The sequence below is a fragment of the Legionella septentrionalis genome, assembly GCF_003989745.1.
Classification (GTDB): Bacteria; Pseudomonadota; Gammaproteobacteria; order Legionellales; family Legionellaceae; genus Legionella_A; species Legionella_A septentrionalis.
Genome location: NZ_RZGS01000038.1, coordinates 1 through 25515, shown reverse-complemented (window position 1 = coordinate 25515; position 25515 = coordinate 1). Strand labels below are relative to the sequence as shown.

Genomic DNA, 25515 nt, shown 5'->3' with positions numbered 1-25515 from the left:
CATCATCATACTATCAAAGCTCCTATCGTGGGAGAGGGGGTAGATCGAAGTGAAATAGAAAAATTGGTGCTCAATTTAAGATGAAATCTTGGCTAAAAAACTTTAGGGACGTTGCCTAGTAAATAAAGTAAGGCGCGAAAATGCGCCTCACTTATTTACTAAGGTCAAAATCTTTTACTCTTTGATTTGCTTCTTGGCTATCCTTTGTGCCTGAGTTGAAAAAATTCAAAGAATTTGTACAAGCAAACTCCCATTCTCTGCTCTCTTTTTTAAACAATTTGAGTTGCAACTGTCTTAATTCCGGTAAAACCTTATAAACCAAATTAAGCAACATAGGACTTACAATTTTTTCCCTTAAATCCTTAATTATCCCTTGTTGGACAAGCCCGTTTTGAAAATCAATCAAGGGATCACCATGTTCAAGATAATTTCTGAAATTTCTTAACTCATGATAATAGTTAATTATGTAACCAGGTGGATTTAATTGTTTGAACTCCTTGCATTCTTTAGTTTTCTCCAAATGCTGAAGCGCCTGAGCCGCATTGTATTCAAGGGCGTTACTTAACTTAGGATGGATTTCCAAAAGCTTACTGAGTCCTAATCCCCCTAACTGTAAGTGATAATTATCCCACTTTTCCACAGTATCAAAGGAAAATGCCTCTATTAAATAACCTTCATCAGTTAAAAATTCCTTTATATTTTCAATGGCGTCAATGACAGCCTGCAGACGCTTATTGAAATTTAAAACATGGGACAAATCAGGAACTTCACTAAATCTTTTTGCTACCATGCGAATGGTATCCAACCCCTTAAGTCTGTTGTTACGTTCTTCCAGGCGTTTTTCTTTTTCAAGCTGTGCTTTGCGCCGGGCCTCCATGCGTTCAATTTCTGAAAGTTTCTTACCGCAAGCATCCTGATAAATTTGCACCAAACTGTCATAGCGCTTTTTATCCGCTTTTTTTGCAGGGAGACAACGGAAAATTTCACCCTTGACCATATTATTGGGCACTTCAGCCATGCCCGCAAAAACGGCTTGACATAATTTGATGAGATGTTCGGGCGTTTGGGTTTCTGTTAACGCCTGGATGAACTTTTCTTCCAATTCAAGCGTGGTTCTTCTTTGGATTACGGGTTTAGCAGCAAGCGAATCATTATCTTCGGCGGTGTCTAATTTAAACTTTAAAATATTAGGCCAAAATTCTTCAGCATTGTCTTCATAAATCCCTATTTTTGCCTCACGGCTGGCTAAAAGCTTAAAAAGCTTACTCCAGAAGTATTTAAAATCTTCCGTTAAAATTTTTTCCATAATGTTTGCATCATTCAATAAACAATCAATTTTGTATTTATTATCGCCTTCGTCCTGGTGAACAATGGTATCCCTCCAGGTAATGAACGCTCGCCAATCGATGCTATCATCGAGGGTCATCAGGAAAGAGGAAAAATTTTTGCCTGTAAGCAGTTCACCAATATTTTCAATAAGACGAAGAATGGCATGCTTGCCCAATTTGGTTGATAAATCAGCCTGTTGCAGCGTAAGTGGCGATAAAACCAGAGCCCGCTCCGACACCGAGATACTCGATTTTTCAGCCAGACTCGTTATGTTGATCAATTTTACCAAGCTCAATAAATCGGACACATAACCTGTCATAGCTTTGATAACTGGCAAATTAACTACCTTGGCCGGAGTTCCTGTATTTTCGCGTAATTCTTTGCCAATTTCTTTAAAAAAGATAATCAAGGTCGGCACGTCATTCTTAATGATGTCAGGGATAGCTTCTTCGATGATATCCTGATGCATGGTGGCTTCATTTAAAAGGCGTTCGGTGCGTTCCATAATTAGTAAATCAGCATCCTTTAAAAAAGTACTCATGGAAATATAGATGCTCGCCTCAGCGGGAGGGGCTTTGATAAACCCTCCCAATTGTTCGAGCGTTATCCAGGTAAACGGAGCCGGGGACAGGGATTTATGGTGTTTTATGCGGGTGGCAGCTGAAAGATTTTTAATGGTTTGGCTGACCATTTCCAGGATTAGGCGGCATCTTGCTAGGTGATTAAGTTGAAGTATAGAACTATAGGTGGGGGTTAAATTATTTATATTGATAATGAGTTGAGATCCCAGCGTTTGATATGTGTGTAAAAACTCCAGAGCATTGCAAATAAAACTAACCCGGTAGGAATCAAACTTGGCATTTTCCCCATCTTCCTTAAATTGTTTTCTAGGGGGCAAAATCTCCCCATTAGAATAGATCTTACACAAGCTATCCAGGGTTGTGGAGAAAGATTTTTGATAAAATGCATCCATTAGACTGCTTATCTGTTGTCTATTTTTCCAGAAGATATTATATGCAAAAAGGTTTTCTGCTTTGCTGCGGTAATTAAGATAATAAATTAAATCGGCATTCACATTTACGGCTGCATAAATCATAGCATCCAGGTTATCCGCATCTTTATAATTTATATCAATACCAAATAAATTTGCATTTGAAACCAATAGTTTGATGATCTTAAAAGTAACTTTATCTTCCACTTTACAACTCATGCAAGCTTGTAAAAAAGCAGAATTAAACTCATCGCTTTTTAATTTTTTACGGATTTTATCGCCTTGTTTAACAGGGGAAGAATCGAGAAGAAAAAAAATTTCTTGCAGAATTTTAGCGCGCGCAACCGAATTTGAAATTTCCAGGGAATTTAGCATAGGGAGTCTCGAAAAATTACATAAAAAAACAGAAGCAAATTTTGTTTATTTGCGGCAAATATTATACAATAATCAAGATTAATAGCCATGTTTCAAAAAATAAATACAGGAAAACGGGCTATTATTTAGGGGTAAAATTGCGGGTTTGTTCTTCAATTTCTTCGTAAGCTGCTTGCGTACTCTCGTCTCGTTTTCTTAAACTTGCAAAATTTTGCTTGAAATTTTTAGCCCGATCGGCGATTTCATGAATATTTTTTAACGTTTCCATGGCAACATCTGGTTTTTTAAGCGCCTCCTCTACCTTGGTGTAAATCTCATGGATGTGTTTAGGTACGGGCTTGGTTTCGCCGTTTACAGATATTTTTGTACGGCTACCCAGTAATCCTACTTTCCAGTCTGTTGTTTCAATTAACCCTTTGATTTCTTGTAAAGTGTCCCTTGCAGCGGCATTTTCTAAATCGTGCTTTTGGGCAGTTGCATAGTTATTTTTAAACTCCTCAAAGCGTGCGCGGTACATATTGGATCCTTCTCCTCCTTTCTCAAGAGCTATGGAATAGTCAATGAGTTGCTGTGCAGCTTCTTTATCTTGAGCTTCATCCTTAGATAACATGGAAATGGCAGGAGGAGGAGCAGTAACTCCCATACCTGTTGCATAAATTCCCTTTAGCATGCGAACAAACGAATCTAGTGTGATGCGTCCATCTAATGACTGAAAATAGTCCGATAATTTTTGCAAAGGCGTATCAAATCTTTTTGCGATGAAATACTCAATAAAAGCTTGATGCCATTCTTTATCGTCCTGCGGGGCATGAACGCCAGTAGTGTCTTCTATTTTTTTCTTAAATTTGCTGAAAATATCATTAAAACCTACGGCAATATTGGTATGGGGTTCTTGTTCGCCCTGGTGTTTATTGGCCATGGTTGCATCTCTTGGAATACCATGTTTTAAATATAGACAATTTTTGCTCTATCGTCCCAGCTCGCATTCCATAAAGTGTGAGGTTTGGTTTGTAAAAGGAGAAATTTTACGGGTGTAAGCCCTAAGCAATATCAAGCTAAAATTGTAGTGGCTAATCTTTTGGGCGATGCATCTATCTTACCAGTCATGCGGTCTAACGAAGAAGACAACCACACGGCTTATGAAAAACCTTAATCATCATAAAACAATCTGGGAAAACGCCTGCAATATTCTTGCCTTTGGGCTTAAGGATGAAAGACGGCATAAACAATCGCTGCAACTAACTTGAATGGGTTTAAAAAGTTCTTGGATGCACTATTTTTGTCCAAATCCGGTAGTCCTGTTTAAATCTTTAAGTTTACTTTTATAAGCAGATGCATTAATTCGCATCCACCAATTCGATTTCCAGGTGGGAGAGAGGCTCACCCAGGAAAATTTCACCGACATTCTGGAACCGTTTGATGGAGTCGGTTACCAGATAGTGGGCGCTGCCGCCAATTGCCTGTAAATTGAGCAGGTTTTTCGCGGTTAACAGGGATTGTAGAGACGCAGCAGTGGCTTCAGCAGAGTCAACCACGGTGACTGCGGCAGGCAATATTTTACGTAAAAGAGGCTTGAATACGGGAAAATGGGTACACCCCAATAAGAGGGTATCTTCATCGCCAAGATCCGCCAAATAATGCAAAAGAGCAGCTTCGGCAATCGAATTTTCCACCATGCCTTCTTCGGCCAATGCCACCAGCACGCTGCAGGCACGGGCACGAATCATGGCATTGGGAATTTGTGTGCTAATTAATCGCTGGTAAGCATTGGCCGCAATGGTTGTTTCTGTGGCAAGCACGGCAATTTTCTGATTCTTGGTAGCCTTGACGGCAGCGCTTGCACCGGGGGAAACTACCCCTAATACGGGGATATCGGGCAAAAGAGCCTGCAAATGCGGAAGTGCTGCGGTAGTTGCCGTATTGCAGGCAATCACCAAGGCTTTAATGCGGCGTTCAATTAATATTTTTGCCATTTGCACCGCATACTGCTGTACCGTGGCAGGGCTTTTCGTGCCGTAAGGTAGACGGGCAGTGTCACCTAGATAAATGAATGATTCCTGCGGCAAAGCATCGCGTAAGGCACGCAATACCGTTAAACCACCCATGCCTGAGTCGAAAACACCAATCGCCAATTGTGATGGGTTCATGTTATCCCTTTCAAGTGATTATTATTTTTTGGTAAAGGTATAATTAGCCTTATCCTTTGGATCTTCCTCAGTCTCAAATTTAATCCCTTCTTGCAATTTTTCTTTTTCTTCGATGCTATCAATTTTGGCGGTATTAAACAGTTTTTTTGCTGCTAAAAAATTACTATTTTCCCACTTGACTTCCAGACGTGCCTCCGTCAATTTTTGCACTTCTTTAGCAACCCCTTCCTTGTCGGCCTTGGAAATCAGCGTATCAGGCAAGTGTTTGTTAATATACTTGATATTGAGTTTATTCTGCGTATATGGATTGGTGAAACCTGGCTCTGACGGGACATCGGCGCCGGCAACCGCCATTTTAATTTGTACATTTTTAAAAGCCGGGATATCTTTTTGTAAATACAGCAGTGCCGCCATGACGCGCGACGCTTGTTCAGGATCCTGGCCGCGTATGGTAATAGCCCCGTCCTTAGGTACATAACTATTGAAAAGCATGGATGCCTGCTTTAAAGCCACTTGTGCTTTTTCCTTGTCATTCAGGTTTTTGGAAAAATCGGTGACTTTACCCGTATTATCCTGTTTTAAAAAAGCAATTCGGTCAGCCACTATGCCATCATTGGCGGCTTTGGTAGCAAAAACACGGGTGGAAAAAATGGCATCGCCATCGCGTAATTTCTCGCCTTTGAAGGAAGGCTTGGTGTTGCTGTCGGTTTGCAGATTGATTCCATCTTGCAAATTCTGCATTTGCGCCGTTGGTGCTTGCGGCCTGCTGCCTTTTCTCACCAATTCATCCTGGAACTCAAATAACTGGCCGCCGGCACTGGTTAAGACAGCTTTTTCCTTAACTGGTACGGCAGGATATTTTTGCTTAAACTGCGCCTCGACCTGGGTAAAATCGCGCTTTGCCCTGTCATATAAGCCTTTAATTTCTTCATAAGATTCGTTTATTCTCTTTTTATCGTCTGCAGTATCTTCAACACCGCCAAACAAGGCGGTGGATTTTTTCTGCAAGTGTTCTACTTGCTGATAAGCTTTTTTAATTTTTTCAAAATTAGTTTTTATCTCATTGTAGATACCCTCGATCTGCTGTTTCGCGATCCTGTCTTCCTTGATTTTGCTTTCAAAATCCTGGATCTTGGCAAGCCATTGCGCATTGTCCTGGGCTTTTCCTGCCTGAGCACTGTAAAATTCGGCAAGCTGTGCCTGCAGGGAGGCAAGCTTTACTTGCGCGTCTTTTTTTTGCGTTGGGGCATCGCCCAACTCCTTTGTACTTTGCTCGGCTAAAAAATAAGCATCATTAAGGCCATCCAGATTTTTTTCAGCTTCATCCACAAGAGGAGCCAGGTGGGCAATATCGGCATCAGCATCTTCCGTCTCCTCATACTCTTCTATCCCGGTAATAGCCTCGGACTTTCCTTCAATGACTTTTGCGATATTTGCAAAAACATGTTCGCTTTGCAACAAAGCTGTTATTTCTAGCAATTTTTCATCGAACCCGATAACCTTAGCTTTTACATCTTCGTCTTCTTGCAATGCCCCATACTTAGCCACATGTTCTCTTTTTTCAGTAAGCTCGCGAATATTTTTAGCAGCCTTGGAAACATTGGTGGCGGCAATTTCAGCAACCACCTCGTTTTCGCTATTTAATGTCTGCAGAGCTTCCATGGCGCTCCGGTGTTTTGCCGCTACCGTCACGGTAATGCCTGTTTGGGGCGTGTCAAATTCCTTGATAATCTTTGCGAGTGCAACTTCTCTGGCTTTTTTCTGAATTCTTCCTACCGCTTCGTCAGAAAGGATAACCAAATCAGCATTTTTTTGTACTTCAGTAAAAAAATCTGCGAACTTATCTTTTATTACTGCACGCAGTTGGCCGGCATTCTTACCCGTGTCTGTGAGCGCCTGCCAATCTTGAAAGTTACCTGGTGCGAGCGCCAAAATCACGCGTTTTTCAGCCGCCAGCTTCTGTAACGCCTCAAATTTATTCGCATCAGCATGCGGGTCAACACCAGCCTCTGCAAGATCGCCTGGTTTAAAAAACTCTTCAGAAACGAGTGCTTGCATCGGATCTTTTTTGCCAGCAGCTAGTTTAAATTCATTAAACGAAGTAGCTTTGACTAAAGATTCTAAAGCTTTTTTTTGTTTGTCCGCTTTAACTGCATCATTATCCAATTTATCCAAATTGTTTAACGCGTCCAAAAGAAGTTGATTCTTGTTTATAGCCATAAGAAAGCTCCTACCTCGTTCAATGACTCTATTTTAAAACGGCAATGCTTAACACTTTATTAATTTGTCATATAACAAAACATAATGGTTACTTTGGCGCTATAAGAGTTTATTAAAAATGAATTCTGTTTAGTTAGTATAGCAAGGGATTAAAATTTTAACTTAAATAAATGGAAGATGGCATTAACCCAGTAAAAAACGGAAGTTTTTCTGGATTTCATTTAAATCAAATTTGTTTAAATACAAGGAAAAACTCATCCAGGCGCTCAGCGCTGCCAAGTCGCGGAATTGTGGAGGTAAATAAACCGGGTCGGTTAACCAGCCATGTTCTTTTATTTCGCGCAGCAAGGGCAAATCATCCAACACCAGTTTGCCCGTAAACAATAAGGGGATGGCATCAATCCGGTGCTGGCTGATGGCAAAACGGATGAAGTTATAAATAATCACGAAACCTTTGGCGTAAGACAAATCCTTGGTAAACGGGCCGCCGGTGGGAATGCTGCCGCGGAAGACGCGAACGCTTTGCTTGTAACTGTCTTCTTCACTAAGGCCGCAATCCAGAAAATAATGATAAATATCCAAAAAATCAGCGCCATGCGTGACTTTATCGAGTGCTATTACACGGTTGGTGATACGGCGCATGCGGCCTGGATTGGAGGAAAAACTGATGACTTCGGTAATGACAGCCAAGCCTTCCTGGATGACACTGCTTGAAGGCGAACCTTTGGAGAGAAAAAAACAGTAAGGCTGTAAAGCGCCGTTTAATGTAGTACCTACATGCACCCAGCCTTCATGCACTTCAAGATATTGCAAATCACGGTCGCTGAACATGACTTTTTGACTCAATTTAATGGTATCAGCACCGGCAGCGGCATCGGCTATCATGTCGTCGCTGACCATCACCGTCACATTGCCTGGATGCTGATTGAAGAACGTACTCAACCTCGCTTGCAGGATTTCCTGGGCTTGTTCAGCGGTATAACGTTTTACGTCTGCTTCCGATTGCAATTGCACATCCAGTACGGTCAAAATATCAAACAGCAAAGAGCCTAATTGTGACATCCGCGGCCCGCCTGCATAAAACGCATCGTCCGGGCTGCCATATAATTCCATCGCCAATTCGCAAAACGTCGGTGTACCGCGGGCTGCCAGCATATGCACTGCCCGGATGTATTCATCGCACTGGCGCCTGATAAGGCGCGTAACCGGAGAATATTGTCCAAGTTGATTTTGTGCGTCACGTAAAATAGAGCGAAATTCCTCAACCTTTTCCTGTACGTCAAAGGGCAGAGGGCGGTTTTGATAATACCCTGCATCTACAGCTGGAAGCTTCTTGCCTTTATGGCGAAAAAAATCTTCTTTAATGCTTTCATCCCATTTAATGCTGTCAAGAATACGGATCCGCCGCTGCGCTTCCACAATGCGTTGTGATAACTCCTGTATCACTGCTAATTCAGCATCTTGTTCTGACATCGCCAATCCTTAATTTTTCGGAGGCTGTATGCTCACCTGTGCATCTTGGTTTTGGGCAGGTAAATTATAAAAATAACTGAGATTACCGTCCGTCAATGGCGGCGGCACAACAACATTTGGCCCGTTACGGCTTTGTAAGTATTGCTTCTCACCATTGCTGGTGTAATAGGAAGCACATGCGCTCAGCAACAACACGGGCATGACCATTAGTATGATTTTCTGCACAACTACCTCTACACAACTAATAAAAAGTGTATCTTACTGTAAATATAATCTATTTTATTACAATAAGGCTAAAAAAGCTTCTTAATTCCATGGATATAGGGACATGCCGGCCTTTCCAAAGCTTAAATTAAGCGTAGCGTTTGCAAGATTTGCTGCAAAGATTGCTGCTGCTCTGAAGATAGGCTTGTCAATGGCAAACGGATTTCCTCACCAATCAAATTCATTTGATGAGCAGCCCATTTTACCGGGATTGGGTTCGCTTCAATAAACATCATTTGGTGCAACGGCATTAATTGTTCATGCAACTTAAGGCAAGTAGTTTCATCCCTATCAAGAGCAGCATCACATAATTTAGCCATATGTTTTGGGGCTATATTGGCTGTGACCGAGATGACCCCTTTTGCACCTGCCAACATCCATTGTGCAGCAGTTAAATCATCCCCGCTGTACACATCCATACTCTCGTGGCAATCATTCAGGATTTGCTGTAAACGCGTCATGCTGCCGGTGGCTTCTTTAATGCCAATGATGTTTGAAATTTTCGCCAATCTTGCCACCGTTTCAGGCAATAAATCACAAGCCGTGCGGCCAGGCACATTGTAAAGAATGATGGGAACAGCCACACTATGGGCGATTTGACTGTAATGCTGGTATAAGCCTTCCTGCGTAGGCTTGATGTAAGCAGGAGTCATAATAAGGGCTGCATCGATGCCGCATTCCATGGCTTCTTGCGTCAATTGCACACATTCTTTCGTAGCATTGGCTGCCGTACCTGCGATTACCGGAATGCGCTCTTTAGCTTGCTCCACGACCGTTCTTATCACTAATAATTTTTCTTCATGGTTTAATGTGCCGGCTTCGCCAGTCGTTCCTGCCGCCACGATTCCATGCGTGCCCGCCTCGATATGGAATTCAACGAGTTCCCGCAAACGCTCTATATCTATCTTGTCATCCCGCAAGGGGGTTACTAATGCGACGATGCTGCCTCGAAACATAATGTCCTCATAGCTTTTTAATGATGTATTCAATACTAATCGGAGTGTGGAGGTTTAACAAGCTCGCAGAAACATCAGTAAGCTAAACGATTATCAGGAATGCATTCACGAAAAATATCCTATTTATCGCGCGGCGCTAACAAGCTGCTTTTTTACTTTCATGAGCCTGGGGAACCGTGTAGAGCCTTCGAAAAATCCTGACTGCCCGGCAATGTCCAAATAAATGTTTTCCTCACAAACGCAATAATTGCTCTTTTTTTGATCTTTATTTTTAAATTTTGTACTAATATGAGTAGTGAAGGAAAAATAAGTTCAATCAAGAGGAATGAAATTATGAAACATGTAACTAAATCATTGTTGTTGGCAAGTGCATTTACAGCATTGGTGAGTTGTACTTCAACCCAAGTGGGTACCACAGCCGGAGCTGCAGCTGGTGCAGGTCTTGGCTATGCGGTAAGCGGAGGTACTGCCTTGGGAACAGTGATTGGTGCTGGTGCTGGCGCACTGATTGGTAATCAAGTCGGCCAATCCCAAGAAAGACGTTATTATCGCCGAGGCGGCTATTACTACTATTATTAACAGCCAGATGTTTCTTTTTAATAAGGGCGGTTATCCGCCCTTATTCCAAACTGATTAGCAGGATTTAATTTTTTAATTCCGGGGTTTGTTTTTCTTGCTCATTATCCTTTGTTGTGGTATTTCCTCCTGAAAAATATCCAAACAACGAGCGGCCTAAACTTGCAACTCCCTTAACTGCACCTTTTGTGTAATCACCAAACTGATAAGAACTTGCGGGAAGAGTTTCAGCTTGTTGTTCATTTATAGGGGTAACGACAGGTTTTTGTTCGACCGAGCGATAATTCCATACTTTGCTAAAAATAGCACGGGTATAATCGCCAAACTGATATTTTCTCTCAACCGATTCATTTGCTTTCGCAAGCCGCACTTCCACGGATTTAACAAATTCCGTTATATATTCATGGTTTGGTGCTTCCTTATTTTTTGCCAATTCTTTCAATAACAATAAATAGCGTGGGCCGCGCTGTATCGGAGTTACAAGGTGAGGAAGCAGGCCCTGCTTATTCTCATTGTTTTGGCGCATGTAATGATGTACATCAGTAAATTCTTTGGGGTTTTTGTCCATCTCCTGGGTATATTCCTTAAACAAGGGGGCATAAGCTTCATAAGCTTTAAAAAATTTATCTAATAGCTCGGCCCTGTTTTTACGCAGCAAGTTTGCATCCTCGCAAGATCCTTTGGAAAGGTCCAATGTGGCTGTCTTTTCCAGGTGAGTTAAAAGCTCGTCAGAGACTGTTTTTAGTGCTTCTGCAGCCGGTTTTATCTTGAGTAGGAGGGCGTGATTTCCAGTCAGTTTTTCCTGGCTTAATGCTGCAATTATAAGAGCCAGGGCTTTATTATACGTTCCTTCAGTCGCGATGATTTCCATAAAAACATTATCTTTAGATAAATCAGAACTGTTATTTTGCATAATCACCCTCTGTAGTAAATGACGATTTTTAATTTAAATTGCGCATTTATAGTACCATAAATTTTAATCTGAGTGAATATTATTTAAACATATAATTTGTTTGCAGTTCATATTGAAAAATTACTAATGGATTTTAAAGCCGGCGAGGTCAGAAGCGAATCTTTTTACAATAAAGAATTTTTGGAAATGCACACAGCATCTATGGATGCCATAGCCAAGCTTGTTTAACTGGCAAGAAGAACCAAGGACAAACTTTTTAAAATTTACCATCATCCTCAGGCTCAATGCTCAAACCTGCCCCCATATCCCCACCTCCCTCTTCCGCTAAACGAATTTTCAAGCCTACATTATTGCGGGAATCGGCATAGCGGATAGCATTTTCTTTGCTGATTTTGCCACTTTTATATAAATTGAATAAGGCTTGATCGAACGTCTGCATGCCTTGTTCGGTGCTGCGCGCCATGACATCCTTGATTTCTTCAATTTTTCCCTTCTCAATCAAATCTGAAATGTATGGTGAATTTAATAATATTTCCACGGCCGGGATGCGTTTTTCGTGCAAACCAGGAATTAATCTTAAGGAAATAATGGCTCTTAAATTTAAGGAAAGATCAAGCAGCAATTGCTGTTTTGCTTCTTCAGAAAAAAAATTGATGATGCGATCCATGGTTTGGTTCGCGTTATTGGCATGCAGCGTCGACAAGCATAAATGACCGGTTTCAGCATAAGCAATGGCATGTTTCATTGTGTGTCGATCGCGGATTTCCCCAATTAATATCACATCGGGCGCCTCGCGCATGGCATTTTTTAGGGCATTATCATACGATAAGGTATCGATTCCTACTTCGCGCTGATCCACGATGGATTTTTTATGATGGTGGATGAACTCAATAGGATCTTCAATGGTTAAAATATGCCCGCAATAATTGCTGTTGCGATAATCAATCATGGCGGCAAGCGTCGTGGATTTACCGGAACCCGTTGCACCCACTACCAGCACTAGCCCGCGTTGCTCCATGACAATGGAACTTAGCAGAGGTGGTAAGTTTAAATCAGAAAAAGAAGGGATACTACCCTTGATGTAGCGGACCACCATAGCAATCTCGCCGCGTTGACGAAATAAATTGATGCGGTATCGGCCGACATTTTCCACGGAGATAGCCATGTTTAATTCCATGGTACCTTCAAATTCTTTTTGTTGGGCATCATTCATGACAGACGATGCGATTTCCTGCATTTGATGAGACTTCAATGGGACTTGCCCAAGTGGGGAAGTTTTCCCCTCGATTTTGATGTAGGGGGGCGCGCCCACACTAAAAAACAAATCTGAGGCACCGCGATCCACCATCAGTTTAAAGAAAGGAACAATATCCATATTTTTCCTTAAATTTATGCGAAAGCAAAAAATAAACTGCACAATTATTTTATTTATACAGCGAATTATAGAATGCCAGGCAGTGTTGCGCGCCTGCAGTTTCACATATTCATGTTCTTTACCCTTTCTTTTCACACATCTGCAAAAATTGAACTATAATTATACAGTAAATTGAAAATGCAGGTTGCTTTTCAAGCTTGTTGCCATGGAGGGTGACTGCGATACTGCAAGGATGTGGTAATTGAAGGCACCTGCACTTCCAATACATTAAACTGCCGTGTGTTGTATGCTTTGTAAAAGTAAAGAATCGCCGGATTCTAAGGGATTAGGTATGAATGAACAAGACGAAGCATTAACTCTTTCCAACCCTCGTTTACTTTCAGCCATTTACTTCAGCTTGCTAGCCATCATTGCAACCATCGTACTGGATACTATTTTTTATGCATTGGGGGTGGAACAAGTATTGCCATTATATCAGGGAATTTTACTGGCAGTCCTCGTTGCGGCAATTTTTGGGGCTTTATTTGGCAAATTAATCGTATACAGTACGGCTCCTTACCGTACTCATGCATTTTGGTGGGCCGTTTTAATGGTTTTGGTGGCTTTACCTGTATATGATTTAGGCTTGCTTTACCTGCTCTCCAGTCAGGGCCGCTCCTTATTCACTGAAGCCAATGCTGCCGAACTCATATACTTATATTTTTTCCTCTTATTTTACAGCCTGATTCTAGTAGGAATCTGGCTTGCCCTATTGGCGGGAGTGGCGGCGATTTATTTGCGCGGCTTTTTAGTTTATTATCTACTGCAATCTTTGTATGAACGAAGAAGAGCGCCCAGAGAAGATATGGTGGTGAAAACAAAAACCCCGCTGCATGGCGAAACGACTGTTTCTCTGCCGCCTAAAAATAACCATCAATAAAGCAGCCGCAAACTAGCTTCAATTCAATTGACTTATATGCTAACCATTCTGGAAACTAAAGATGCCCTGTTTGCCAAGATGCAGGAAGGAGCATTCGTAATAACGCCCAACAACCGTTTAAGCCAACAACTCGTACACGATTTTTTCACGTCACAAGCAACAGATGTCCACACAAAACCCCATTGCCTACCCTATCAAGTCTTCTTGCAGTATGTATTGACACAAGTGCGCCATCGCTATGCCAAAATTAAGCATCCCATTTTACTGACACAGGCCCAGCAACGCTATTTGTGGCATGAAATACTTTTGCAAACCAAACATCATCCCTCCGAGACACTGATTGATAAAATTGAAGAAGCTTGGACGCGCTGCCAACTTTGGAAAATTAATCCGGACCATGAAAAATTCTTACACACGCCGCAAACGCAACAATTCATAGAATGGCAATATAATTTCCAAAAGCGCTTGCACGAATTACATGCCATCACAAAAGAACAAATCATCCCGTATATTTTATCTTACCCTGAATTTCATACGTCAACGGTCATCTGGGCTTGCTTTAATGATTTCACCCCCGAGCAACATTTATTGCAGCAAGCCTTAGTCAAGCAAGGGTGCAGACAATATGCATATGATTTATTTACCCCTCCTGAAATCCTGCAAGAATATGCTGCCAAAGACGAGCATGATGAATATCTGCGAATGACTCATTGGATAAACGAACGGCTGCAAGCAGGCGATAGGCGAATTGCGGTGGTTGTTCCCAATTTACAGGAAAAATCACGCTACTTGCAACGGTTCTTACAACAGCAATTTGACCATCAGCAATTTAATATTTCTTTAGGTGAGCCCTTAAGCATCCATCCTTTGGTCGCCCATGCCCTGGCTTTTTTAAGCCTCAATAAACGCATGCTGAGCAATCTCAATGCCCGCCTTCTGCTGCACACACCTTATATCGCAGGCTCGCATTCCGAGTTTCTGCAGCGCGCGCAATTTTTGCAAGAGGGGAAATTATTGCAAGAAGCCGAGATCCCTTTTTCACTATTTGCAAAAGAGCTAAACGCTACTGCACCAAAACTTAGCAAAGTCCTAACGGGATTCACCGATTTTCCACAGCAGGCTTCACCGGCCGAGTGGACCATACAATTTAAAAAACGCCTGGATCATTTGGAATTTCCCGGCGAGTATGCGCTTGACTCTACTGCGTTTCAATACCTGCAACGTTTGCTGCTGCTATTGGAACAGTTTTTAGAATTAACGGTAGTTACCCCTTTATTGAATAAAGAAGAAGCATTGTCTGCGCTGAGTTATTTAGCAAAAACCACGATTTTTCAAGTAAAAAAAGCTTCCTGCCCTGTACAAATATTGGGTTTATTGGAAGCTGCGGGTTGTACTTTTGACAGCATGTGGATTTGCGGACTTACCGATCAATGTTTGCCTGAGAAAATAAATTTATCTGCTTTTATCCCAATTGAAATGCAGCGGGCTTATAAAATGCCGCACTCCCTTCCCGCACTGGAAGCCGAATTTGCACGCCGTTTGCTGTTGCGCCTTAAAAATGGCAGCCGTTTTTGCGTGCTGAGTTATCCAAAACTAAGCGGTGATATGCCTAACCTGCCAAGCCCCTTGCTGCAGGCATCCTCCAAGCTTAAAGCTTGCGAATCATTGACCATACCACACCATAAAAAACTGGTTTTGCGCCAGGAAAATTATCATATCCCCTTGACTGCAGAGGAAAATATAGCGGGCGGCACCGCCTTGCTTGCCAATCAGGCGAAATGTCCTTTTCGAGCTTTTGCAGCGCACCGCCTGCATGCCAAAGCAGGTCTCTTGGTTTCCACAGGCCCAAACAGCAGCGAACGGGGCCAATTGATGCACAGCATCATGGATAAAATCTGGCAATATTTAAGTGATCAAAAAACGTTATTATCCTTGCCGGCTGGAGAATTAAAACACTTCATCACCAACACCATTGCCGATGTGCTAAAGCCGTATGCAGAGCAAAGGCCGCATTCTTTTCCGCCCGTAGTGCAGGAAATTGAGTTTCTGCGCTTGACGAACTTGGTTGAAGCTTGTTTGGAGTGGGAAAAAACGCGCCCGCCGTTCAAAGTTGAGGCATTGGAAAAAACATTTGCCATCCGGCTCGCCGGCATTGATTTTAACGTGCGCGTGGATCGGCTGGATCAACTCATCGATAGGGAAAAAAAATGGGTCATTGATTATAAAAGCCTATTACCCGCGCACAAGCCATGGAATGAAGAGCGTCCAGAAGAACCGCAGCTTTTGCTTTACGCCCTGCTGGATAAAAATATTCGTGCATTATTATTTTTGCAACTGCGTGCCGGGCGCTTGCTGTGTGCAGGTTTAAGTGAAGAAATCCTACCATTAGCCGGCATCAGCCCGGTAAAAAAAAATGAACACTGGACAGATTACCAACAAAAATGGCAAGAGCAATTGCATAATCTGGCGGAAGAATTTCAGCAAGGGTATTGCCCTCCCCTCCCGAAACGGGCAAGCACATGCCAATATTGCGATTTTCAGAAATTATGTCGTAACGGCTTGGCCGAATAGCACAAGAAAGAATTGTTTGCCTTCACCCTGGTAAAAAATACAGCGTTAATGTTCTCATAATAATTAAAATGTACAATAAAAATGTTTTTTATACCCGGTGCTGATGCAATGAGAGAAATCCTTATTACGCCTGAAAACATACACACACAACCTCCAGCATTGCTTTCTGATTTTTTTCAACAGCAAACGTGTGTTACTTGGGATGCCAATGTTCCCTATGCATTGGATTCCGAAACCTCCCTCGTATTTTCAACGCCTGTCATTAAAAGGGCCCGCAAAAATGATACACAGCAATACCGTTATGAATTTGTCGGCGCTGAAATTGGTAAGGGCATGTTCGGCAGCGTTTCTGCTGTGACAGGCACTTTGGCAATTGAAGCAAATAAGGCGGTAAAATTCAAACCAGGTGTTGACAAAAAAGCACGCGTAATAAAATGCGAAAATATTCATGAGAATCTGCTGATGGAAAGGGAAGCGCGCGAGCAACGGATACGAAATGAATACCATTTAAGCATGCAGGCGAAGCACTTGGCAATCAAGCCACCTACCATGGTAGATGTTTCGGCAGGCAAAACCAGTTATACGGTGATGAGAAAGATGCCCGGCATAACCTTAGCCTCTATTGTGCGCAAAGAGTTTAACGGGGAATCCATGTTAACGTTGCAGCAACGGATAGAATTGACCCAGGCCCTGCTCCAAGCGGTGAAAACGCAGGTAACGGATTTAGGTATCATTCATCGCGATTTGAAATGCGAAAATATTATCGTCGATCTCAACCATCCCATCACAGTCAATATTATTGATTATGGTTTGAGTATAAAAAATGATAATAACGTTTACGGCATAGCAGGGACCCCATTGTATTTAGCCCCGGAATCTATGGATAAACAACCTTTTGTGCATACCCCCGCCGCGGATGTCTATTCTCTGGGCCGTGTTTTAAGCTTGCTTTGGCAGGATTTTTTACTTGTCGAAAACAAATTAAAAAATTGGGAAGACCTTAAAGATAATGTCAATAATATTGATAAGGCCTATCTGCAGGATAATTTATTTAAAAATCTTAACTTGCCTTCTTTGCTTAAAAAGCTGGTTGTTGATGCGATTGCACCCATGCTGCATCTTAAACCGGAAAACCGCGCAACGATTGAAGAATGCATAAAAAATTTCCTCCATCTCGATAAATTTAACCATCCACATGGAAAAGCCATAATTAAAATTCTGCAAGATATTGCATCGTTAAACACTTATCAGCAAGAATTTATAAGCAATAATGAAGTTACTGCTGCTAAGGCTTTAACCAAGATGACAACCCAATTGCAAACTGCCCTGGAACCGTTATTAGAAATGGAGCCTGAAGAATTCCAAAAGAATCTTCACCAGGTTGCACGCTGCCAGGATATAATTGCTGCGCAGCAGAAAGCGTTCAGCACCCGGTATGATTTACGCTGCATTCTAATCAATATTGCCTTGGCAATTGCTGGGTTACTAGTTATATATGCGGCGTTAACATGCATCAATAAAGCAGTTACGGGTAATTTTTTATTCTTTGCCGCTCCAACTGCAGCGGGAAAAAAGACTGTCGAACTCGCACAGGATGTGGACAATTTAGAAAATATAGCCAGTACCCCATAACTTCCTGACCTTATGATAAAACACTGCCATTAAAAATGGCGAACCTCAATGTTCGCCTGGCTTATTATGAGTTCATGGCTGCTGGCAATTCGCATTGCCCGATGACATCTTGCATTTTCATGTGTAACTGTTCCGTTAGGGGGCGGAAGAAATTACAACTATATCCTCTGGTTTGTATGGCGCGTTTAACCATCAAGCCTAGGGTGGTAAAAATTCCAACGCCGATGAGAATGGATATAACTGATAATAGCTTAAGCATAAACTCACCCGTTGACTGGCGATTTTCCTGTAATATTGCAGCAGTTCTTCCTTTACGCAACTGAGCTTCAAACGCTTTAACATTTCGCTCATCATCAAAAGATTGCAAGTTCTCTTGCAATTCCTTTACCGCCTTGGCTTTTATATCTCCCATAATAACAGGATAAAGTTTATTCACTCCTCGGCAAATTTCATCTGTAAAAACCTTGATCTCTGCACCTTTGTATTCTGGGTGCCGGGAAATTGCATGCAGTATCCGCGCCAAAACCTCAAGATGCTTCAATGCCAAGTACCATTTTGTGGAAACGGGACAATTCTCATCATTTGCCCGGCTATAATCTTCGGCATTGTAGGCAAGCTTTTGCTGTATTGCCGTAAGCGCTTCTTCTGTAAGGAGCCCCTTACCTACATGCTGCAAAAATGCTGTCAGCATGAATAACTCATTCTCTGGCTGCTCTCCATGCACTTCTTTAGGGTCAAATGGAAGGATATTAGTGATTTCAGAAATTTTTTTAATATTATTGTTAAGTCCGGCATAAGCCTCACCCCTCCAATTATTTGCAAACCTTTGCGATTGCCCTTCGTGATGATAAAGATACTCCGCACATGCTTGCATCAGCATCGTTGCCGCTTCATTATAGCTAATTGTCATTTTATTCCTGTAAGAATAAAAATGTTTATTTTATACCCAGTTAGCGCAAAACTCAACGACAAGAATAGTTATATCTGCGGTTGAAGTTGCCTGGATAATTGGCACGCCTCTAATTATTTTTTAGCAAAAATGGTTAAAAAATCACATACTGTAGTATAAATAACTTACTTTGGTATGTAGTATAGTTAACTATTTAGAGACAAAGTGAGGCTTGTATGTATATGAATTTTAAAATCTTCCAAACCGAAAAAAAATTAGATGTTCAAGACTTGGACTTTAAACCCCATTGCAGTTGCGATTTTCCCCCGGCTGCAGAAGAACATCTCCTGGAGTTAGAAAGTCATTGCGGGCATAAATTACCAGACTTATTAAGGCATATTTACAAAACGTATAATGGCGGAAAACCGCAGTCAGATTATTATGATCCGGACAATCTAAAGGAAGATTTAAACTGTTTTGATGAAAGCGGTTATTGTAACATTGCTTATTTTTTTAAAATAGAAGCAAAAGAAGCCTTTGCGCAGTCAACCCAGGAGATTTCCAAAGAAAACAGTCCTGAAAAGACAAAATCCATGCACTCCATTTGGGACGCCCTTGCCTTATTTAACAAGAACTTTAAAAATGCAAAAGACAAGCTTCCTTTTGCAAAATGCGGCAAAAATACGGCAGATGGGATTTTTTACCTTGCCTGGAGTAAAGCAGAGCAGCCGCCCGAAGTCTGGTTATTAAAGCCTTTCATAGGTAAATTTTTTGTCGCAAAATCGCTGGAAGATTTCTTGCAATCTTTAAAAAAATTTGACGATGTGGCATACACGCGCGCACCCGTCTTATTGTGAAAGCCAGGGAAGGCTTTGCGCCTTCCTTAACTCATTCATTCCTACCTTAAATTGCACATCTGCCTTTAATCTTGTATAATTGAACACAAATTAATCATATTGGTTTATTGGCATGCCTATCCAAAATAAACATAAAGATCCATTATACCTGGACATTTGCGATAATTTAGCCGCTCAAACAGAACAAGGTTTAAAGAAAATCTTAAGCGTGCACTTTCCCGGGACAGGTGGCAGCGCGGAAGCGGGCTTCCCCACCAAAAACGCTTTTGATAAGCTTAGCGATTATTCTCTGCCGCTTATCAAATTTTCAGGGGTAGGGAGTGGCGAGAATGCACCGGTTCATCGCGACACGACATCGCTTGCACATAAAGAAAAAGCCGAAAAAACAATTGGCGAACAGTTGAGGACCTTATTCACCTCGCCGGTGTCTACCTCCACTTCAGATCCGGAAGAAATCAATAAAGGCTTCAACGAAACCCTGGCACTTACTGAAACTGGGGGCAATCTTGGCGGCATTACCACCGGTGCGGGTGAAAATGAAAATAATGAAATCATTTTAAATACTCTGGAAAGCCTTGAGCAAGATGGGCTTTTTCCGGATGAAATTGTACTCACAGGCCATAGCCGCGGCGCCATTAATGCCATTTATTTAGCCAATGAGATTTATGCCAAATACGGCGATAAAATCAAAATCCACTTAGTCCTGACTGATCCTGTTCCCGGTCCTTTTCATGAGATGGAATGGAAGAAACGGGTTATACCACCTTCTGTGGCAACATTTACGGCTTTTTACGCCGAGAAGCACAACCATATTTTCTTTCAGCCCCACGATCTGGCCCGCTTGACGTTCACGTCTGAAGATACAGTGATCACCAGTTATTCAACAATTGATGATCATATTTCCATTACCGGCAATAGCAAAGTGGAAAGAGCTTGTGTAGATGTGATTGCCGGAATCTATGGTTTGAATATAAACAGTAATGCTATTTATCGGGAAGATCTGGAATTAAACCGCCAGTGGTATGAAGCGCTGCAAGGAAAAGGCGACGCAGAGCAAACCGAATTTATTTTGCAACATTTTTCTCGTCCAATTGAGCGCAGAAGGCAAGAAATCAGAGAAAATTTAACCGAGCAAATTAGGATAGAAATTGCATCAGCTCAGGAAGACGCAACCAACTTAGGGGCACAAACTGCCTTAGAGGAAAAAATTGCCGAAAAATTAAAGCAATCTGAAACTAAAATTGCCAAAAAAGTTGCCAGCGAAATTGCAGAACTTGAAGAATTATTGATTACCACATATAAGGGTAAAGCTTTAAATTATCCGGCGCGTGAAACCAGTACTATGCATAGCCAGGATATATTTTGGCGCAAAAACTGCGAGTACGTAGCTAAAACTTCTCTGGAAAAATTGGCTGACAGGCCGCAATTGCAACAAAATTTACAAAAAATAAGAAATGATTTTGACAGCCATCCCCACACATTGAAAGCACCACCGCATGTGCATGACGAACGCGCAGCACAAAAGCTGGCAACCCCAAAGCAAAGGCTTAGTTATTTGCATGCCCAACATCGCAAAGGCGGCTATTACAATATAACCAGCAATGAGTTTGCGGCTTACTTGCTTATTCTTCTAACCTTAGGATTTTCCGCCACCATTTATAAAACCATGGAAGCTTACGACAATAAATTCCTGATCCTGCTTTTAGGCGTGCTCACCCTCAATCTGGCTACTTCCTTAATGTTAGCGGCACAAACCACCTATAAGATTGGTGCAAACCTGGCTACTGGCGGATTTTTTAGCCCAGGATACAAAATTGAGTCTGCAAATAACGAAAATGTGGAGCGAGAAAGAGATCTTGATGTCGATGGTTTAGGACTCGCGTGACCTGAAAACAGAGGTTTCCTGGAAAATAGCAGCGGTATGTAAGAACCTTTCTTACATACCCACTGCATGCAGCCAATCTTCGGTAGGCAACACCAGCTTTCTTGTTTGCAAATCAAACAAGCCAATTATCAATTCAGCCTGGCAACACAGTTCACCATTGCGAACCATTTGTTGCGAAAGTTTGCCAATTTTTTTTTCATAAGCAAGCATTTGCGTATTGATGACGATTTCATCGCGCAGGCGTAATTCCCGCAGGAAGGTGATTTTTATCTCAAGTATGGTAGGGCCTAAACCGCTTTCCTGAATTTTAGCCATCCCATAACCGTTTTGTGTTATCAATTCCCAGCGCGCTTCCTCAAACAAAGTCAAATACGTAGCATTGTTGACATGGCCGAAGGTATCTAAATAAATTTCCTTGATAACTAAAGGATAAGAAAAGATTTTGGCAGACATTTTACTCCTTATTTTATAAATTTTTTGCTGCACAACCAATCCTGCGAGTTTCTGCAGCTCTATTCGCGGCTGATTTTTGGCGATATTAAAAAGCTCCCAGGATCATACTCTGGGCGGTCTACTATTGTAGCGGGCCACGCACGCTCCCCACTCAAGCAAGTGCTTATTGCAATCGTCTTTGTCCAATAAAACTTCGATAAAACAAAGATGAGGCGTCTTAACTGCCGTCTCGATGGCTGCATTTAACTCGGATCGCGTGCTGACCGTAAATGATTTTATCCCGGCGTGCCCCCGGCCAAAAACTGCAGTTAACTGCGCATAATGCCAATTATTGAGTTTATTATATGGTCCATCATGAATTTGCACTTCAATGGTATAAGCTGCATTGTTCATAAGAAAAATAATAGGCTTTAGATCGTAACGGATAATGGTTGATAACTCCTGAGCACTCATTTGAAAAGAACCGTCACCTATGCAGGCAATTACGCGTTTTTTATCAGCAAGCGCCGCCTGCATCCCCAATAAAGCCCCAACCGACCAGCCAATAGAGCCATACTGCATTTGAATTTCAAAACCACAGCCTTCAGGCAATTTTAAGCGCATGCAATTAAACCAGGAATCACCTGTTTCAGCCAAAATCGAAAATTGATTACTCAATATATTTTGGATTTGCGCAAACAGGTAACGGGTACTAATGGATCCTTGCGCGTCGGGTGTAACCTCATTATACAATGGCGCCTCACCCGCAATGCGTTGATAAGCCCGGAGCGAATTATCATTAAATTGTAATTCTTTTTGCAAACCCTTTAAAAAATCATGCATAAACACATCGGTATAAACACATTGCCCAATACATACTTGCCCTTCACTGATGGAAACTGTTTTCAAAAGAGTAATTCCCCACCTATGACCCACGGTTGTGTAATCGTTTTCATTTGCCCCAATGAGTAAATACGCATCACTGGAATCCACCACTTCAGCACAACCAGGTGAACTCACGGGCCCCCAATAAATGCCAATAAAATTAGGATGCTGTTCGGAAATAAATCCTTTTGCGTCCGGCATCGCTGCCAAAGCATAACCTGTGGCGAGGCTTAATTCATTTGCTGCCGCTACAGCTTCACAAGCCCGCGTCTTGCTGCCCAGGATAAGCAGCGGTTTGCGTGCTTGATTCAATTTTTCAGCTGCATGTCGGACTGCAGCCTGCAGGGAAGAACTATCACTTTTCTTAATGACATTAAAGGCGCGCTCGGTTGGATCAGATATAGGGTAATTAGCCAGGTTACAAGCAATTTCAATGTATACAGGTTTTTTCTTTTGTATTGCCTGAGCAATCGCTGCATCAATTTGCAAGGCGGCATGTTTTGGCTGGTGGATGCGTACGGAATGTGCCGTAATCCGCGCATACATGTCACGTACGAAAAGAAGGTCATCATTAGCCAAAGTATGGTGCAAAATTTCAGCGTCTTGGATGGAATTTGTATTTGGACCGCCAGACACTACGATAACGGGCAGATTTTCTGCAAAAGCCCCGGCAATCGCATTCATGGCACTTAAACCGCCGACGCTAAAGGTGAGAAACAGAGCGGAAACTCCATGCACCCGTGCATACCCATCCGCTGCATACCCTGCATTCAGCTCATTGCAACAATAAATCATGTGCAGATCTTTATTTTTTATTACCTCATCCAGCAGCACCAAATTATAGTCTCCTGGGATGGCAAAACAGTTTCTAATTGCCAAATCTCTCAGGCGTTTTGCCAAATAACCGCCGATTGTATGCATAAGATCTCCCTATCACAGAGCATTATTTTCATTTGCACATGTCGTAAGCCGCACGGAATGGCTCGCTAGTTTTTGTAGTGGCTTCTTATATTAAAGTCTACTCTTGACTATTTTATCCAATAACAGTTACAAAACAGGATACATCCGACTATCTATCTGTTTAGGCATCCAGACTGGATAGAAATTTCGACAAAATGGAGTTGTCCATGGCAAATTTAAAGGGGACATGCATCATTGATCAAATAGTAAACAAGAAAGAAACAGCCTGCATCATCTTTGAAAATGAACAATTCATTGCTTTCCTGGACCATCGCCCCCTGTTCCCAGGCCACACCTTGATTTCACCTAGCAAACATGTAGAAACCTTGTATGATTTACCAGAAGATTTAATAGGGGATTTTTTCAAACTTGTAAAAAGCATTGGTAAAGCAGTAGAACTTGGCATGAATGCGGCTGGAAGTTTTATAGCCATGAATAACACCATCAGTCAAAGTATCCCCCATTTACATGTGCATGCTATTCCCCGCAATAAAGGAGATGGCTTAAAAGGTTTTTTCTGGCCGCGCAGCCGCTATTTAAATGAGGAGCACATGCTGCAGACCCAAGAGCAAATCAAACGGGCACTCGTACAAATTTTGTAAATTAAGCGCGGGAGAAATCAAACGCCAATGTGTCTGCGATAGAAGAATGCCCTAATGCTATGGCTAACAGCCGATCGACACCCAAAGCTACACCACTGCATGCCGGCAAGCCATGTTCCAATGCCTGCAGCAAAAATTCATCCGGCGGGCTACCCGGCAAGGCACGCGCTTTTCTGAGGCGCACATCCTGCAAAAATCTTTTTTCCTGGGCATCCTTATCTGTTAACTCATGGAAGCCATTAGCCAATTCCACCCCTTTAAAATACACTTCAAAACGCTCGGCCATGCCGTTTTTTATTTGCGCAAGTGCGGCTTGCGATGCAGGAAAATTATAAACGGCGACAGGTGTAGCCTCTTTGGCGAGAGCAGGCTCCACTACATGGCTCATCAATAAAAATAAATACTGATCGAAATCTGTTTCTTCTGCAGGCAAAATTCCGGTTAATGCAAAACGCGTCAATGCCTTTTTTAATTCGTTCAGGCTGGTATCGAATGGGTCAAAATCACATATTTGCATGAAAATATGTTGATAGCTTAACCTTTGCAGCGGGCCACAAGCCAGGATCTCTTGCAGCAAGGCTTCGACTTCCCCCATCAGTTGATAATGATCAATATTGAGTTGATACCATTCCAGCAGGGTGAATTCAGGATTATGCCAGCGGCCAAGCTCATCATCACGGAATACCCGTGCTAATTGATAAATTGGCCCGCTTCCTGCTGCCAATAAGCGTTTCATATGGTATTCGGGAGATGTTTGCAGAAAATAACGCTGACCACGAAAAACAGCTTCTATATTTGCCAAATAAACATCGGTAATGCCGAAATGTGCCATGACCGGGGTTTCAACTTCCAAATAGCCTCGAACATTAAAAAAGTGCCTGATTTTATTTAAGATGAGCGCCCGCGTGTGCAACGATGGCAGGGAAGCAGAAGGTTGCCAAATCGGTTTTTCCATAAAAAGCCGCATGAAATTCAAATTGTGCAAATATTATCATGAGCAGTCCGAATGAAAAACACGATTTTTGTAAATAATAAATGCTAAATTGCATAATAGCAGCCACTTATTGTATGTTATTTTATCAAAGCATACAGGTAACGCTCCTAAAGTTTTTTGTAGACTCCTCAGCTTTAATTTACGTACCTAATTAGGCAACGTCCCTAAAGTTTTTTAGCCAAGATTTCATCTTAAATTGAGCACAAATTTTTCTATTTCACTTCGATCTACCCCCTCTCCCACGATAGGAGTTTTGATAGTATGATGATG

General features: G+C 42.0%; 20 protein-coding genes. 7 read left to right on the top strand and 13 right to left on the bottom strand.

From position 1 onward, the window contains the following. Positions 1–151: 151 nt before the first annotated feature. From ELY11_RS10605 to dapA, 7 genes are all read right to left on the bottom strand, one after another. On the bottom strand, positions 152–2695 hold the full coding sequence (locus ELY11_RS10605) for a hypothetical protein (RefSeq protein ID WP_127033427.1): 2544 nt from the start codon (positions 2693–2695) through the stop codon (positions 152–154). A gap of 121 nt (positions 2696–2816) precedes the next feature. After that, a complete protein-coding gene (locus ELY11_RS10600; protein WP_127033425.1) occupies positions 2817–3614 on the bottom strand; it encodes a hypothetical protein in 798 nt (265 codons plus the stop codon). Positions 3615–4032: 418 nt separating this feature from the next. Then, positions 4033–4842, bottom strand: a complete 810-nt coding sequence (gene murI / locus ELY11_RS10595; RefSeq protein ID WP_127033423.1) for a glutamate racemase — start codon at positions 4840–4842, stop codon at positions 4033–4035. Positions 4843–4863: 21 nt separating this feature from the next. After that, positions 4864–7062 (bottom strand): hypothetical protein, encoded by a 2199-nt coding sequence (locus tag ELY11_RS10590; protein WP_127033421.1) that lies wholly within the window; start codon positions 7060–7062, stop codon positions 4864–4866. Between the two features lie 183 nt (positions 7063–7245). Beyond that, entirely contained in the window at positions 7246–8535 is a 1290-nt protein-coding gene (locus ELY11_RS10585; protein WP_126953810.1) for a flavohemoglobin expression-modulating QEGLA motif protein, read from the bottom strand. A 9-nt stretch (positions 8536–8544) separates the two neighbouring features. Beyond that, positions 8545–8736, bottom strand: coding sequence for a hypothetical protein (locus tag ELY11_RS10580; RefSeq protein WP_256478777.1), 192 nt, complete (start codon positions 8734–8736; stop codon positions 8545–8547). 146 nt (positions 8737–8882) lie between these two features. Continuing rightward, positions 8883–9755, bottom strand: a complete 873-nt coding sequence (gene dapA / locus ELY11_RS10575; protein ID WP_126953812.1) for a 4-hydroxy-tetrahydrodipicolinate synthase — start codon at positions 9753–9755, stop codon at positions 8883–8885. Between the two features lie 333 nt (positions 9756–10088). On the opposite strand from dapA, the gene ELY11_RS10570 reads away from it, so the two are divergent. Then, positions 10089–10334, top strand: coding sequence for a glycine zipper domain-containing protein (locus ELY11_RS10570; RefSeq protein ID WP_126953813.1), 246 nt, complete (start codon positions 10089–10091; stop codon positions 10332–10334). A gap of 64 nt (positions 10335–10398) precedes the next feature. Here the strand turns inward: ELY11_RS10570 and ELY11_RS10565 are convergent, their stop codons facing one another. Together ELY11_RS10565 and ELY11_RS10560 are read right to left on the bottom strand one after the other, a co-directional pair. Further along, entirely contained in the window at positions 10399–11244 is an 846-nt protein-coding gene (locus ELY11_RS10565; RefSeq protein WP_127033419.1) for a RhoGEF domain-containing protein, read from the bottom strand. 256 nt (positions 11245–11500) lie between these two features. Continuing rightward, positions 11501–12619 (bottom strand): PilT/PilU family type 4a pilus ATPase, encoded by a 1119-nt coding sequence (locus tag ELY11_RS10560; protein ID WP_127033417.1) that lies wholly within the window; start codon positions 12617–12619, stop codon positions 11501–11503. A 331-nt stretch (positions 12620–12950) separates the two neighbouring features. Here ELY11_RS10560 and ELY11_RS10555 point away from each other — a divergent pair, with 331 nt between their 5' ends. The 3 genes from ELY11_RS10555 (at position 12951) to ELY11_RS10545 (ending at position 17741) form a co-directional block, all read left to right on the top strand. Further along, positions 12951–13538, top strand: a complete 588-nt coding sequence (locus ELY11_RS10555; RefSeq protein ID WP_126953816.1) for a hypothetical protein — start codon at positions 12951–12953, stop codon at positions 13536–13538. 36 nt (positions 13539–13574) lie between these two features. Further along, positions 13575–16109, top strand: coding sequence for a PD-(D/E)XK nuclease family protein (locus ELY11_RS10550; protein WP_127033415.1), 2535 nt, complete (start codon positions 13575–13577; stop codon positions 16107–16109). A gap of 81 nt (positions 16110–16190) precedes the next feature. Next, positions 16191–17741 (top strand): protein kinase domain-containing protein, encoded by a 1551-nt coding sequence (locus ELY11_RS10545; RefSeq protein ID WP_126953818.1) that lies wholly within the window; start codon positions 16191–16193, stop codon positions 17739–17741. A 64-nt stretch (positions 17742–17805) separates the two neighbouring features. Here ELY11_RS10545 and ELY11_RS10540 read toward each other — a convergent pair whose 3' ends face one another. Then, complete coding sequence (locus ELY11_RS10540) at positions 17806–18651, bottom strand: hypothetical protein (protein WP_126953819.1); 846 nt, start codon at positions 18649–18651, stop codon at positions 17806–17808. Between the two features lie 221 nt (positions 18652–18872). On the opposite strand from ELY11_RS10540, the gene ELY11_RS10535 reads away from it, so the two are divergent. Together ELY11_RS10535 and ELY11_RS10530 are read left to right on the top strand one after the other, a co-directional pair. Further along, on the top strand, positions 18873–19487 hold the full coding sequence (locus ELY11_RS10535) for an SMI1/KNR4 family protein (RefSeq protein ID WP_158614973.1): 615 nt from the start codon (positions 18873–18875) through the stop codon (positions 19485–19487). A gap of 112 nt (positions 19488–19599) precedes the next feature. Continuing rightward, entirely contained in the window at positions 19600–21372 is a 1773-nt protein-coding gene (locus ELY11_RS10530; RefSeq protein ID WP_126953821.1) for a hypothetical protein, read from the top strand. Between the two features lie 51 nt (positions 21373–21423). Here the strand turns inward: ELY11_RS10530 and ELY11_RS10525 are convergent, their stop codons facing one another. Both ELY11_RS10525 and ELY11_RS10520 read right to left on the bottom strand, forming a co-directional pair. Next, on the bottom strand, positions 21424–21825 hold the full coding sequence (locus ELY11_RS10525; RefSeq protein WP_126953822.1) for an acyl-CoA thioesterase: 402 nt from the start codon (positions 21823–21825) through the stop codon (positions 21424–21426). A 102-nt stretch (positions 21826–21927) separates the two neighbouring features. After that, positions 21928–23610 carry a thiamine pyrophosphate-binding protein gene (locus ELY11_RS10520; RefSeq protein WP_126953823.1) on the bottom strand — a complete coding sequence of 561 codons (1683 nt, stop codon included), beginning with the start codon at positions 23608–23610 and terminating at the stop codon, positions 21928–21930. Positions 23611–23816: 206 nt separating this feature from the next. Here ELY11_RS10520 and ELY11_RS10515 point away from each other — a divergent pair, with 206 nt between their 5' ends. Continuing rightward, entirely contained in the window at positions 23817–24251 is a 435-nt protein-coding gene (locus tag ELY11_RS10515) for an HIT family protein (protein ID WP_126953824.1), read from the top strand. A gap of 1 nt (position 24252) precedes the next feature. Here the strand turns inward: ELY11_RS10515 and epmA are convergent, their stop codons facing one another. After that, positions 24253–25206 (bottom strand): elongation factor P--(R)-beta-lysine ligase, encoded by a 954-nt coding sequence (gene epmA / locus ELY11_RS10510; RefSeq protein WP_127033413.1) that lies wholly within the window; start codon positions 25204–25206, stop codon positions 24253–24255. Positions 25207–25515: the final 309 nt, after the last annotated feature.

Excerpts from the sequence above, each read along its gene's own strand:
- ELY11_RS10605 (WP_127033427.1), bottom strand. The coding sequence starts at position 2,695 with ATGCTAAATTCCCTGGAAATTTCAAATTCGGTTGCGCGCGCTAAAATT.
- ELY11_RS10600 (WP_127033425.1), bottom strand. The coding sequence starts at position 3,614 with ATGGCCAATAAACACCAGGGCGAACAAGAACCCCATACCAATATTGCC.
- murI (WP_127033423.1), bottom strand. The coding sequence starts at position 4,842 with ATGAACCCATCACAATTGGCGATTGGTGTTTTCGACTCAGGCATGGGT.
- ELY11_RS10590 (WP_127033421.1), bottom strand. The coding sequence starts at position 7,062 with ATGGCTATAAACAAGAATCAACTTCTTTTGGACGCGTTAAACAATTTG.
- ELY11_RS10585 (WP_126953810.1), bottom strand. The coding sequence starts at position 8,535 with ATGTCAGAACAAGATGCTGAATTAGCAGTGATACAGGAGTTATCACAA.
- ELY11_RS10580 (WP_256478777.1), bottom strand. The coding sequence starts at position 8,736 with ATGCCCGTGTTGTTGCTGAGCGCATGTGCTTCCTATTACACCAGCAAT.
- dapA (WP_126953812.1), bottom strand. The coding sequence starts at position 9,755 with ATGTTTCGAGGCAGCATCGTCGCATTAGTAACCCCCTTGCGGGATGAC.
- ELY11_RS10570 (WP_126953813.1), top strand. The coding sequence starts at position 10,089 with ATGAAACATGTAACTAAATCATTGTTGTTGGCAAGTGCATTTACAGCA.
- ELY11_RS10565 (WP_127033419.1), bottom strand. The coding sequence starts at position 11,244 with ATGCAAAATAACAGTTCTGATTTATCTAAAGATAATGTTTTTATGGAA.
- ELY11_RS10560 (WP_127033417.1), bottom strand. The coding sequence starts at position 12,619 with ATGGATATTGTTCCTTTCTTTAAACTGATGGTGGATCGCGGTGCCTCA.
- ELY11_RS10555 (WP_126953816.1), top strand. The coding sequence starts at position 12,951 with ATGAATGAACAAGACGAAGCATTAACTCTTTCCAACCCTCGTTTACTT.
- ELY11_RS10550 (WP_127033415.1), top strand. The coding sequence starts at position 13,575 with ATGCTAACCATTCTGGAAACTAAAGATGCCCTGTTTGCCAAGATGCAG.
- ELY11_RS10545 (WP_126953818.1), top strand. The coding sequence starts at position 16,191 with ATGTTTTTTATACCCGGTGCTGATGCAATGAGAGAAATCCTTATTACG.
- ELY11_RS10540 (WP_126953819.1), bottom strand. The coding sequence starts at position 18,651 with ATGACAATTAGCTATAATGAAGCGGCAACGATGCTGATGCAAGCATGT.
- ELY11_RS10535 (WP_158614973.1), top strand. The coding sequence starts at position 18,873 with ATGAATTTTAAAATCTTCCAAACCGAAAAAAAATTAGATGTTCAAGAC.
- ELY11_RS10530 (WP_126953821.1), top strand. The coding sequence starts at position 19,600 with ATGCCTATCCAAAATAAACATAAAGATCCATTATACCTGGACATTTGC.
- ELY11_RS10525 (WP_126953822.1), bottom strand. The coding sequence starts at position 21,825 with ATGTCTGCCAAAATCTTTTCTTATCCTTTAGTTATCAAGGAAATTTAT.
- ELY11_RS10520 (WP_126953823.1), bottom strand. The coding sequence starts at position 23,610 with ATGCATACAATCGGCGGTTATTTGGCAAAACGCCTGAGAGATTTGGCA.
- ELY11_RS10515 (WP_126953824.1), top strand. The coding sequence starts at position 23,817 with ATGGCAAATTTAAAGGGGACATGCATCATTGATCAAATAGTAAACAAG.
- epmA (WP_127033413.1), bottom strand. The coding sequence starts at position 25,206 with ATGGAAAAACCGATTTGGCAACCTTCTGCTTCCCTGCCATCGTTGCAC.